General features: G+C 71.1%; 8 protein-coding genes. 1 reads left to right on the forward strand and 7 read right to left on the reverse strand.

Annotated features, from left to right (window positions below):
• The first annotated feature begins 143 nt into the window (after positions 1-143).
• Positions 144-1,073: an SDR family oxidoreductase gene (locus OG329_RS32000; RefSeq protein WP_405799865.1), complete on the forward strand. Its 930-nt coding sequence runs from the start codon at positions 144-146 to the stop codon at positions 1,071-1,073.
• Here the strand turns inward: OG329_RS32000 and OG329_RS32005 are convergent.
• The 7 genes from OG329_RS32005 to OG329_RS32035 form a co-directional block, all read right to left on the reverse strand.
• The gene (locus OG329_RS32005) at positions 1,064-2,029 is read right to left on the reverse strand and encodes a helix-turn-helix transcriptional regulator (RefSeq protein ID WP_405799866.1); all 966 of its coding nucleotides are present in this window, start codon (positions 2,027-2,029) and stop codon (positions 1,064-1,066) included. The genes OG329_RS32000 and OG329_RS32005 overlap by 10 nt on opposite strands.
• A gap of 43 nt (positions 2,030-2,072) precedes the next feature.
• On the reverse strand, positions 2,073-2,891 hold the full coding sequence (locus OG329_RS32010) for a MerR family transcriptional regulator (RefSeq protein ID WP_405799867.1): 819 nt from the start codon (positions 2,889-2,891) through the stop codon (positions 2,073-2,075).
• A 173-nt stretch (positions 2,892-3,064) separates the two neighbouring features.
• Entirely contained in the window at positions 3,065-5,749 is a 2,685-nt protein-coding gene (gene aceE / locus OG329_RS32015) for a pyruvate dehydrogenase (acetyl-transferring), homodimeric type (protein ID WP_405799868.1), read from the reverse strand.
• A gap of 242 nt (positions 5,750-5,991) precedes the next feature.
• Positions 5,992-6,615 (reverse strand): GntR family transcriptional regulator, encoded by a 624-nt coding sequence (locus OG329_RS32020; protein ID WP_405799869.1) that lies wholly within the window; start codon positions 6,613-6,615, stop codon positions 5,992-5,994.
• A 205-nt stretch (positions 6,616-6,820) separates the two neighbouring features.
• Positions 6,821-8,638 carry a 2-oxoglutarate dehydrogenase, E2 component, dihydrolipoamide succinyltransferase gene (sucB, locus tag OG329_RS32025; RefSeq protein WP_405799870.1) on the reverse strand — a complete coding sequence of 606 codons (1,818 nt, stop codon included), beginning with the start codon at positions 8,636-8,638 and terminating at the stop codon, positions 6,821-6,823.
• A 96-nt stretch (positions 8,639-8,734) separates the two neighbouring features.
• Entirely contained in the window at positions 8,735-10,123 is a 1,389-nt protein-coding gene (lpdA, locus tag OG329_RS32030; protein ID WP_405799871.1) for a dihydrolipoyl dehydrogenase, read from the reverse strand.
• Between the two features lie 476 nt (positions 10,124-10,599).
• Positions 10,600-12,168, reverse strand: coding sequence for a leucyl aminopeptidase (locus tag OG329_RS32035; protein WP_405799872.1), 1,569 nt, complete (start codon positions 12,166-12,168; stop codon positions 10,600-10,602).
• Between the last annotated feature and the right edge of the window lie 81 nt (positions 12,169-12,249).

The raw sequence follows: 12,249 nt of genomic DNA on the forward strand, positions 1-12,249 counted from the left end.
ACAGCATCGTGCTTGGTGCGGGCCGGCGCACGCGGAGCGCGGAAAGCGGGGGAGATCCGCGGGACACCCGCCAAGCCGGACAGAAGATGTCTCCTTTCCGTGGAACGGTCGCCGTGAAGGACCGAGAGAGAGGGAGCCGGCTGATGACCGACAAGCCGTTGAAGCCGTTGACGGGAAAGATCGCCCTGGTGGCCGGGGCCACCCGGGGCGCGGGCCGGGCGATCGCCGTGGAGCTGGGCGCCGCCGGGGCGACGGTGTACGTGACGGGGCGCACCACGCGGGAGAAGGTCAGCGAGGTGGGGCGGCCCACGGAGACCATCGAGGAGACCGCCGAGCTGGTCACCCGCGCGGGCGGCGAGGGCGTCGCCGTACCGACCGACCATCTTCAGATCGAGCGGGTACGGGCGCTGGTGGAGCGGATCGACCGGGAGCGGGGCCAACTGGATGTGCTGGTCAACGATGTGTGGGGCGGGAACAAGCTCCTCGACTTCGACACCCCGGTGTGGGAGCTGGATCTCGAGCGCGGGCTGCGGATGCTCGATCTGGGGGTGAAGACCCATCTGATCACCAGCGCCGTCGCGCTGCCGCTGCTGGTCCGGCGGCCGGGTGGGCTGGTCGTCGAGGTCACCGACGGCACCGCCGAGTCGAACAGGACGCCGCGCGAGAACTTCTACTACGACCTCGCCAAGAACGCCCCTATCCGGATGGCCTATCTGCTGGCCGAGGAGCTGAAGAAGGTGGGCGGTACGGCGGTCGCCGTCACGCCCGGCTTCCTGCGGTCCGAGGAGATGCTTGACGGCTTCGGCATCACCGAGGAGAACTGGCGGGACGGCATCAAGATCCACCGGCACTTCGCGCTCTCGGAGACGCCGGTGTACCTGGGCAGGGGCGTCGCGGCGCTCGTCGCCGACCCGCAGCGGGAGCGCTGGGCCGGGCAGGCGTTGTCCAGCGGGCGGTTGGCGCGGGAGTACGGCGTCACGGACACGGACGGCAGCCGGCCGGACGTATGGGCGTACATGGCGGCCGAGGCGGCGGCGCCCGGCACGCAGATCCCCATGGACGGCTACCGGTAGAGACGCGCGGTGCGCTCGGCGGAGTCGGCGAAGCGGGCGCGCAGCTCCGCCGGCTCCAGCACCTCCAGCTCCGGGCCGAAGGCGAGGAGCTGGGAGAACGCCACGTCGGCCGACTCGACCGGAAGCGTGAGGGTTGTCCAGTTGTCCTCGTCCGGCGCACCGGCCGCGTCCACCGCTTCCTGGGCCGAGGCCCGGTCGGTCAGATACGGCAGTTGGCGCAGACCCTCGGGGGAGAGCCGGAGCACCACCTCCGTACGGAGGATCGACCGGGCGAACTGTGCCGCGCGCTCGTCCCAGAAGGCGGGCAGGTCGAAGGATCCGTCCCGTTCGAAGCGCTCGTCCAAGAGCGTGACCTGTGTGAAGCGGTCGATCCGGTAGACCCGGAAGGACGCGTCGACGTGGGCGCAGAGATACCAGACGCCCGCCTTGAGCACGAGTCCGTACGGTGCCAACTCCCGCTCCACCTCGGCGTCCTGGCGCCGGTAGCGGGCGACGACGGTGCGGTCGTCCCACACGGCCTCGGCGACGGCCGGCAGTAGCTTCGGCGTCTGCGGCTCCTTGTACCAGCCGGGCGCGTCCAGGTGGAACCGCTGCGCCGCCGAGTCCGACGCGTCCCGCAGGGAGGGCAGCAGCGCCGCCGACACCTTCAGCCGGGCGGCGGACGCGGCGTCGTCGAGGCCCATCTCACGCAGCGCGTCGGGCAGCCCGGACAGGAACAGGGCCTCCGCCTCGCCGCGTGCCAGGCCCGTGAGGCGGGTGCGGTAGCCGCCGACGAGCCGGTAGCCGCCCGAGCGCCCCCGGTCCGCGTAGACCGGCACTCCGGCCTCGGAGAGGGCCAGGGCGTCGCGTGTGACGGTGCGCTCGGACACCTCCAGCTCCCGGGCCAGCTCGGCCCCGGTCATGGCGGGCCGCGCCTGGAGGAGCAGCACCATCTTGATCAGCCGGGCAGCGCGCATGCAGCCATTGTCCACGCACGCCGCCCCGGCCGGACGGGGCCTGCTACGCCAGGGGCTCCTGGAGTTCCGTCACCCATTTGTCCTTGTCCGCCGGGCATTCGAGGCTGACCTCGCGCGCGTAGCCCGCCGAGCGGTGGTCGCCCGCGTCGATCCAGCGGGCCAGGATCTGGGCCGTCGGCACGATCGCCGCCATCGGGCCCCGGTGCACGATCGTCGCGGCCCGCTCGACGGCGGGCAGGTCCACGATCGCGAAGTCCTGGCCGGGGGCGGGTTCGACGGTGACCGTCACCCCCGCGTGGACGGTGATCGCGCCGTTCCCCTCGGGGTCGTCCTCGTAGTGGGCGACGCCGGGCCCCGTGGGAGCCACGCCCGCCGCCTCCAGGCGCCGGAACAGCTCCTCGTACAGAGGGACGATGACGGGGCCGATGTGCTCGGGGGCGTAACTCTCGGCGGTGGCGGTCAGCTCGGCGAGCCGTACCGCGGGGATCTTCTTGACGACGACGTCCTCGGTGGGCATACGCCCCTCGCTCTCGATCGACCGGAGCCTCGCCTCGACCTGGCCCAGCGTGGCGGCCGTCGCCGCCATCGCCGCTTCCAGCTCGGCCCGCCGCAGTGTGAGCATCCCGCGCAGTTGGTCCGGGCTCACGCGGTCCGCGAGGATCTCCCGCACCTGCTGGAGAGTGAAGCCGAGATCCTTCAGGGCGATGACCCGGTTGAGCTGGGAGAGCTGAGCCGCCGTGTAGTAGCGGTAGCCGCTGAACGGGTCGGTACGGTCGGGCCGCAGCAGCCCGATCGCGTCGTAGTGGCGCAGCATGCGGGCCGATACGCGGCCGTGTCTGGCGAAATCTCCGATGGTGAACATGACGTCCCCTACTGCACGGCTTCACACGGTGTCAGGGTCAAGCATGGCGCGGCCGTGACCTCATAAGGAACCTCATGAGGAACCTCATGAGGAAGCGGCCTCCACCGACGACCACGAGGGTCCGGCGGAAGCCGCTTCCTTACCGAGGACGCGTCGTTCAGAGCCCGTAGCGCTCAGAGCCCGTAGCGCTCGCGCGCCTCCTTGACCGCCGACGCGGGCACCTCGCCGCGCCGCGCGAGCTGCGCGAGCGCCGCGACGGTGATCGAGCGGGCGTCGACACCGAAGTGGCGACGGGCCGCTTCACGCGTGTCGGAGAGGCCGAAGCCGTCCGTACCGAGCGAGGAGTAGTCCTGCTCGACCCACTGGCTGATCTGGTCGGGCACCTGGCGCATCCAGTCGCTGACGGCCAGCACCGGTCCCGGCGCCCCTTCCAGGGCGCGGGTGACGTACGGGGTGCGCTGCTCGCCGCGCAGCAGCGCCTCGTCGGCCTCCAGGGCGTCCCTGCGCAGCTCGCCCCAGGACGTCGCGGACCAGACGTCGGCCGTCACTCCCCACTCGGCGGCGAGCAGTTCCTGGGCCTCGAGGACCCAGTGGATGGCCGTGCCGGAGGCGAGGAGCTGGAGCCTCGGCGAGTCCGCCTTGGCGGGCACGCCCTCCTTGAAGCGGTACAGCCCCTTGACGATGCCCTCCTCCACGCCCTCGGGCATGGCGGGCTGCGGCATCGGCTCGTTGTAGACGGTGAGGTAGTAGAAGACGTTCGAGTCCTCGCCGGGGGCGGCCTGGCCGTACATCCGCCGCAGACCGTCCTTGACGATGACCGCGATCTCGTACGCGAACGCCGGGTCGTAGTTGAGGGAGGCCGGGTTCGTCGCGGCGAGCAGGTGCGAGTGGCCGTCCGCGTGCTGAAGGCCCTCGCCCGTCAGGGTCGTACGGCCGGCCGTCGCGCCGACGACGAAGCCCCTGCCGAGCTGGTCGGCGAGCTGCCACATCTGGTCGCCCGTGCGCTGCCAGCCGAACATCGAGTAGAAGATGTAGAACGGGATCATCGTCTCGCCGTGTGTCGCGTACGACGTCGCGGCGGCGATGAAGTCGGCCATCGAACCGGCCTCGGTGATCCCCTCGTTGAGGATCTGGCCGTCCTTGGCCTCCCGGTAGTACATGATCTGGTCGCGGTCGACCGGGTCGTACGTCTGGCCCAGCGGGGAGTAGATGCCGGCCGACGGGAACAGGGCCTCCATGCCGAACGTACGCGCCTCGTCCGGGACGATCGGGACCCAGCGCCGGCCGGTCTCCTTGTCCCGCATCAGGTCCTTGACCAGCCGGACGAACGCCATCGTCGTGGCGACCGACTGCTTGCCCGAGCCCTTGTAGACGGCACTGAACGCCTTCTCGGAGGGCTCGGGCAGGGGGGCGACGGCATGCACTCGGCGGGCCGGGGCGGGCCCGCCGAGCTCCGCACGCCGCTCTTGCAGATAGCGGACTTCGGGGGAGTCGGCGCCGGGGTGCCCGTAGGGCACCAGGTCTTCGTTCAACGCCGAGTCGGGGATGGGAAGTTCCAGCAGGTCCCGCATCGTGCGGAACTGCTCGCCGGAGAGCTTCTTCATCTGGTGGTTGGCGTTGCGCGACTCGAAGCCGGTGCCGAGCGTGTAGCCCTTCACCGTCTGGGCGAGCACGACGGTCGGTGCGCCTTGGTGGGCGAGCGCGGCACGGTAGGCCGCGTACACCTTGCGGGCCTCGTGGCCACCGCGCGAGGTGTGGAAGCACTCGGCGATCTTCGCGTCCGTCAGCAGCTTCGCCAGCTCGGCGAGCGCGGGCTCGGCGCCGAAGAAGTGCTCACGGATGTAGGCCACGTCGCGGGTCGCGTACGTCTGGAACTGCGCGTCCGGCACCGCGCGCAGCCTCCGTACGAGGGCGCCCGTGGTGTCGAGCGCGAACAGTTCGTCCCAGGCGGAGCCCCACAGCGACTTGACGACGTTCCAGCCCGCGCCGCGGAACTGGGACTCCAGCTCCTGCACGATCTTGAAGTTCGCCCGGACGGGGCCGTCGAGCCGCTGGAGGTTGCAGTTGATGACGAAGGTGAGGTTGTCGAGCCCTTCGCGGGCCGCGAGGGCCAGTGCCGCCGTCGACTCGGGCTCGTCCATCTCGCCGTCGCCGAGGAACGCCCATACGTGGGAGGCGGAGGTGTCCTTGATCCCGCGGTTCGTCAGGTAGCGGTTGAAACGCGCCTGGTAGATCGCGGAGAGCGGGCCCAGACCCATCGAGACGGTGGGGAACTCCCACAGCCAGGGCAGCCGCCGCGGGTGCGGGTAGGAGGGGAGGCCGTTGCCGCCGGCCTCCTGACGGAAGTTGTCGAGCTGGGCCTCGGTGAGCCGGCCGTCGAGGAACGCGCGGGCGTAGATGCCGGGGGAGGCGTGGCCCTGTATGTAGAGCTGGTCGCCCGAACCGTCGCCCTCTTTCCCCCGGAAGAAGTGGTTGAAGCCCGTCTCGTAGAGCCAGGCGGCCGAGGCGAAGGTGGCGATATGGCCGCCGACGCCCAGGCGTGAGCCACGGGTGACCATCGCGGCGGCGTTCCAGCGGTTCCAGCCCGCGATACGGGTCTCCATCGCCTCGTCGCCGCCGAAGGCGGGCTCGGCGGCGGTCGGGATGGTGTTCACATAGTCCGTCTCCAGCAGAGCGGGCACGGGAATCCCGGCCCGTTCGGCGTGCTGGAGCGTGCGCCGCATCAGATACGCCGCACGGTGCGGGCCCGCGTGCTCGGTGACGGCGTCGAGTGAGGCCGCCCACTCGGCGGTTTCCTCGGCGTCGCGGTCCGGGAGCTGGTCGAGCTCGCTCGGAAGCTTGCCTACGGGGTCGGGCATGGTCGCCGCCTTCCGGGTCACACAGGAGGGGGTGGTGGAGTCGGTGGAGTCGGTGAAGAGGAGCCTTGTCTGGCAGGACAGGGCGATGGGCCGGGGTACAGCCCGCTGTCGACTGTAAGTCGCTGATCGATGATCGATCAAAGAGTTGACGGCAAAATTTCATGATCTGAACAAATTGGCATTCAGTGCCGGTGGGCGGGGCACGCGGTGACGCGATGAAACGGTACGAATCGGGCGCCTGATCAGGCGCGCGGCGCACATCCGAGCACGTGGTCCTTCACCAGTGCGCCGATGCGCGGATCCCGCCGCCGGAAAGCCTCCACCAGCTCCTGGTGCTCCTCCGCGTACGACTTCTGGACGGTGCCCAGCCACCGGATCGACAGCGCCGTGAACACCTCGATGCCCAGACCTTCCCAGGTGTGCAGCAGCACGCCGTTCCCGGCGGCGCGCACCAGCTCGCGGTGGAAGTCGACGGTGTGGCGCACCTGCGCGGTCCCGTCCGCCCGCCGGTCGGCCTCGTACAGCGCCGTCACGTGCGGCTCCAGGGCGGAGGTGTCGGCGGCCAGCTTCTCGGCGGCCAGCTCGGCGGCGATCTGCTCCAGACCGGCCCGCACCGGGTAACTCTCCTCGAGATCGGCGGCGGTCAGATTCCGTACGCGTACGCCCTTGTTGGGCGCCGACTCGATCAGCCGCAGCGACTCCAGCTCGCGCAGCGCCTCGCGTACGGGCGTCTGGCTGACCGCCAGCTCGGTCGCGATCCGCCGCTCGACGATCCGCTCGCCCGGCTTCCAGCGCCCGCTGACGATGCCCTCCACGATGTGCTCGCGGATCTGCTCGCGCAGCGAGTGGACGACGGGCGGGATCATGACGGGGCTCCTTCGGGTGGGCGTGGCCGAGGTTACCTCTCCCGGCCGGGGCGCCAGGGGGATCATGACTGAGGCAGGACGAGACCTTTACGCGAGTCCTCCTTCGAGGACGGTGCGCTGCCGGTACCGCGCCGCCGGTACGTGACGGCGCCCCCGGCCGGATCTCTCCGGGCGGGGGCGCCGTCATCGTTACGGATACGGAAGGCTAGAGGCCCAGCTCGACCTCGAACTCGCCCGCTTCCAGGATTCCCTTGACCGCCACCAGGTAGCGGGCGGCGTCGGCGCCGTCCACCAGGCGGTGGTCGTAGGAGAGCACGACGTGGACCATGTCGCGCACCGCGATCGTCTCGCCGAGATCCGGGTGGTTGATGACCACCGGGCGGCGGACCGTCGCGCCGATGCCCAGGATGGCGACCTGGTTCGGGGGCACGATGATCGTGTCGAACAGGGCGCCGCGTGAGCCGGTGTTGCTGATGGCGAAGGTCGCGCCGGACAGCTCGTCCGGTGTGATCTTGCTGCCGCGGACCTTGGCCGCCAGCTCGGCGGTCTTCTTGGCGATGCCGGCCAGATTGAGGTCGCCCGCGCCCTTGATGACCGGCGTCATCAGACCCTTCTCGGAGTCCACGGCGATGCCGATGTTCTCCGAGTCGAAGTACGTGATGGTGCCTTCGCCCTCGTTGATACGGGCGTTGACGGCGGGGTTCGCCTTCAGCGCCTGGGCCGCGGCCTTGACGAAGAACGGCATCGGGGACAGCTTCACGCCCTCACGGGCGGCGAAGGCGTCCTTGGCCTGCGCGCGCAGCTTCATCAGCTTCGTGATGTCGACCTCGATGACCGACGTGAGCTGAGCCTGGCCGTGCAGCGCCTTCATCAGGTTCTCGCCGATGACCTTGCGCATGCGCGGCATCTTGATCGTCTGGCCACGCAGCGGGGAGACCTCCAGCTTGGGGGCCTTCGACGCGGCGGGAGCCGGGGCGGCGGACGCCGGAGCCTGTGCGGCGGCCTTGGCGGCCTCCGCGGCGGCGGCGACATCCTGCTTACGGATGCGGCCACCGACGCCGGTGCCCCTGACCGAGGCCAGGTCGACGCCGTTCTCGGCGGCGAGCTTGCGTACGAGCGGAGTCACGTACGCGCCCTCGTCACCGGAGACGGCGGCGGCGGTGGCGGGAGCGACCGGAGCCGACGGGGCCGGGGCCGGGGCAGCCACGGGAGCGGGCGCCGGGGCCTGCTGCTGCGGAGCCGGGGCGGGAGCGGGCGGTGCTGCCTGCGGGGCCGGCGCGGGAGCCGGAGCGACAGGGGCCGGGGTCGAGGCGGGAGCCTCCTGCCGCGGCGCGGCGGGAGCCGGTGCGGCCGGGGCCGCCGGAGCGGCACCCGCGGCGCCGATCACGGCCAGCTTCGCGCCGACCTCGGCGGTCTCGTCCTCGGCGACCACGATCTCCAGCAGCACACCGGCGACCGGGGCGGGAATCTCGGTGTCGACCTTGTCCGTCGAGACCTCCAGCAGCGGCTCGTCGGCCTCAACCGACTCGCCGACCTCCTTGAGCCAGCGCGTGACGGTGCCCTCGGTGACGCTCTCGCCGAGCGCCGGGAGTGTGACGTCCGTGCCCTGGTCGGAGCCGCCGGCCGGCGCCTCGGCGGCCGGCGCGGGCGCCGGAGCCTCGGTGACCACGGCGGCGGGGGCCGCCGGGGCCTCCTGAACGGGGGCGGGAGCCGGCGCGGGCGCGGCCTCGGCCTCGGCCGGAGCCGCGGCCTGCTGCGGCGCCTCGGCGGCGGGAGCGCCGCCCGAACCGTCGTCGATCACGGCCAGCTCGGCGCCGACCTCGACCGTCTCGTCCTCGGCGACCTTGATCGATGCCAGGACCCCGGCGGCGGGCGCCGGGATCTCGGTGTCGACCTTGTCGGTGGAGACCTCGAGCAACGGCTCGTCGGCCTCGACGCGCTCGCCCTCGGCCTTCAGCCAGCGGGTGACAGTGCCCTCGGTGACGCTCTCACCGAGCGCCGGCAGGGTTACGGAAACCGCCATGGTTTCAGTTGCTCCTAACGGTGGGATTTCCCCAGCTTGCGCGCAGCGCCGAGCGAGGGGAAGTGCGGTAGTGGTCGTCGCGCTCGGACCGATACATCAGTCGTGGGCGTGGAGCGGCTTGCCGGCCAGGGCCAGGTGGGCCTCACCGAGGGCTTCGTTCTGCGTCGGGTGCGCGTGGATGAGCTGCGCGACCTCGGCCGGCAGCGCCTCCCAGTTGTAGATCAACTGAGCTTCGCCGACCTGCTCGCCCATCCGGTCACCGACCATGTGGACGCCGACCACGGCACCGTCCTTGACCTGGACGAGCTTGATCTCGCCCGCGGTCTTGAGGATCTTGCTCCTGCCGTTACCCGCCAGGTTGTACTTCAGAGCGACGACCTTGTCCGCACCGTAGATCTCCTTGGCCCTGGCCTCGGTGATACCGACGGAGGCGACCTCGGGGTGGCAGTACGTCACCCGGGGCACGCCGTCGTAGTCGACGGGGACGGTCTTGAGGCCCGCCAGCCGCTCCGCCACGAGGATGCCCTCGGCGAAGCCGACGTGCGCGAGCTGGAGCGTCGGGACGAGGTCGCCGACGGCCGAGATCGTCTCCACGTTCGTCCGCATGTATTCGTCCACGAGCACATAGCCGCGGTCCATCGCGACGCCCTGCTCCTCGTAGCCGAGGCCCTGCGAGACGGGGCCGCGGCCGATCGCGACCAGCAGCACCTCCGCCTCGAAGGTCTTGCCGTCGGCCAGCGTGACGCGCACACCGTCCTGCGTGTACTCGGCCTTGTCGAAGAAGGTGCCGAGGTTGAACTTGATACCGCGCTTGCGGAAGGCCCGCTCCAGGAGCTTGGAGCTGTTCTCGTCCTCGACCGGTACGAGGTGCTTGAGACCCTCGATGACGGTGACGTCCGTGCCGAAGGACTTCCACGCCGAGGCGAACTCGACGCCGATGACGCCGCCGCCCAGGACGATCGCCGTCTTCGGGACGCGGTCCAGCTTGAGCGCGTGGTCCGAGGAAATGATCCGCTGGCCGTCGATCTCCAGGCCGGGCAGCGACCTCGGTACGGAGCCGGTGGCGAGCAGGACATGGCGGCCCTGGACGCGGCGGCCGTCGACATCGACGGAGGTCGGGGAGGAGAGCCGCCCCTCACCCTCGATGTAGGTCACCTTGCGGGAGGCGATCAGGCCCTGAAGGCCCTTGTAGAGGCCGGAGACGACCTCGTCCTTGTACTTGTGGACACCCGCGATGTCGATGCCCTCGAAGGTGGTCTTGACCCCGAACTGCTCGGACTCGCGCGCCTGGTCGGCGATCTCGCCGGCGTGCAGCAGGGCCTTCGTGGGGATGCAGCCGTAGTGCAGGCAGGTGCCGCCGACCTTGTCCTTCTCGATCAGGGCGACGTCCAGGCCCAGTTGCGCTCCGCGCAGCGCCGCGGCGTAACCGCCGCTACCGCCGCCGAGGATCACTAGGTCGAAAACGGTGCTGGCGTCGTTCGCCACGTCACGTCCTCCATGCATGTGCGCCGGGCGCGGTCGATGACCGGGCGGCGGCTGGTGTTCGGCCGCTGTTTCGTCGGCCCTGTGGTGGGGGCCCTGTCCTGCCGAGAACCCATCTTCGCACTTGTCGGAGGGCGGCGGGACGCGGGGCCGGGGTCTGAGCGGGCCGGTCGGCCGCGATCAGGGGTTATTGACTCGTACGGTGCCGTACGGGTGCTCGTGCGGATGCCCGCACGTGCGCCGTACAGACGTCGTACGCGCGCACACCTCGTACGCACGCCACGCGCGTGGACCGATTTCGCCGGAGGCGGAACGGCCCGCCCCGCGGGCCCCGGTACTTCACCGGAACCCACTGGGCGGGCCACGCATTCCCGACCGGCTGCGCACCGGCCTTCGCATGGGCTTCGCACCGGCCTTCGGTCGGTTTCCCGACGACGGCCGGCGCCCGGCGGGCCCTTCGGCCGTGCCGACGTACGCGATCAGCCCAGGTCGCCCGCGGCGGTGCGCTCGGCGAGCTTGACCAGCGTGCGGACCGACGAGCCCGTGCCGCCCTTGGGCGTGTAGCCGTACGGCGCGCCTTCGTGGTACGCCGGGCCGGCGATGTCGAGGTGCGCCCATGTGATGCCCTCGGCCACGAACTCCTGGAGGAACAGTCCGGCGACCAGACCGCCGCCCATGCGCTCACCCATGTTCGCGATGTCGGCGGTGGGGGAGTCCATGCCCTTGCGCAGCTCGGTCGGGAGCGGCATCGGCCAGGACGCCTCGCCGACCTCCTCGGCGATCTCGTGCACGGAGGTACGGAACGCCTCGTCGTTCGACATGATGCCGAAGGTCCGGTTGCCCAGCGCCATGACCATGGCGCCGGTCAGCGTGGCGACGTCCACGATCGCGTCGGGCTTCTCCTCGCCGGCGCGGGTGATCGCGTCGGCGAGGACGAGCCGGCCCTCGGCGTCGGTGTTCAGGACCTCGACGGTCTTGCCGCTGTACATACGCAGCACGTCGCCGGGGCGCGTCGCGGTGCCCGACGGCATGTTCTCGGCGAGCGCGAGCCAGCCGGTCACATTGACCTTCAGGCCCAGCCGGGCGGCCGACACGACGGCGGCGAGGACGGCGGCGGCGCCGCTCATGTCGCACTTCATCGTCTCGTTGTGGCCCGGCGGCTTGAGCGAGATGCCGCCCGAGTCGTAGGTGATGCCCTTGCCGACCAGGGCGATCGTCTTCGCCGCCTTGGGGTGCGTGTACTCCAGGCGTACGAGGCGCGGGCCGTGCTCCGCTCCCTTGCCGACGCCGACGAGACCGCCGTAGCCGCCCTTGGCGAGCGCCTTGTCGTCGGTGATCTGGACCTTGACGCCGTGCTCCTTGCCGGCGGCCGTCGCGATGGCGGCGAAGGTCTCCGGGTAGAGGTCGTTCGGCGGGGTGTTGATCAGGTCGCGGGCGCGGTTGATCTCCTCGGTCAGCGCGATCGCGCGCCCGACGGCGGCCTTGTGCGCCTTGTCGCGCGGCTTCGCGCCGAGCAGCGTGACCTCGCCGAGCGGCTGCTTCACCCCGCTGTCGCCCTTGGCGGACTTGCCGCTCCTGGCGCCCGCGCCGGCGGACGTGGCGGACTTGTCCGTGCCGCGGTAGGCGGTGAAGGCGTACGCGCCGAGGAGCGCGCCCTCCGCGACGGCCTCGACGTCCTCGGCCGCCTCCACGGGCAGCGCGAACGCGGCCTTCTTCGCACCGGCGAGGGTGCGGGCGGCGACACCGGCGGCGCGGCGAAGGGTCTCGGCGCCGTACGCCTCTTCCTTCCCCGGGGCGGTGCCGAGGCCGACCGCGATGATGATCGGGACCTTGAGGCCGGACGGCGCGGGGAGCTTGGTGGCCTCGCCCTCGGCACCGGTGGCGCCGAGGGACTCCAGGACGGAGGCGAGCTTGCCGTCGTACGCCTTGTCCACGGCCTCGGCGCCCGGCGCGACGGCCGGGCCCTTGGCTCCCTTGGCGACGCCGACGACGATCGCGTCGGCGCGCAACGTCGCCGCGCCGGCTGTGCTGAGAGTGAGAGCAGTCACGGTGGTGAAATCTCGCTTCCATAGAAGTTCTTGGGCTTCAAGCCGGTCTTTCGCAGGCCCGGCCGCGCCCACCGCATCGTA

The organism is Streptomyces sp. NBC_01506, assembly GCF_045040295.1.
GTDB lineage: Bacteria > Actinomycetota > Actinomycetes > Streptomycetales > Streptomycetaceae > Streptomyces.

Coding starts and splice junctions, on each gene's coding strand:
- OG329_RS32010 (WP_405799867.1), bottom strand. CDS start 2,891: ATGTTCACCATCGGAGATTTCGCCAGACACGGCCGCGTATCGGCCCGC.
- sucB (WP_405799870.1), bottom strand. CDS start 8,638: ATGGCGGTTTCCGTAACCCTGCCGGCGCTCGGTGAGAGCGTCACCGAG.
- aceE (WP_405799868.1), bottom strand. CDS start 5,749: ATGCCCGACCCCGTAGGCAAGCTTCCGAGCGAGCTCGACCAGCTCCCG.
- OG329_RS32020 (WP_405799869.1), bottom strand. CDS start 6,615: ATGATCCCGCCCGTCGTCCACTCGCTGCGCGAGCAGATCCGCGAGCAC.
- OG329_RS32000 (WP_405799865.1), top strand. CDS start 144: ATGACCGACAAGCCGTTGAAGCCGTTGACGGGAAAGATCGCCCTGGTG.
- OG329_RS32005 (WP_405799866.1), bottom strand. CDS start 2,029: ATGCGCGCTGCCCGGCTGATCAAGATGGTGCTGCTCCTCCAGGCGCGG.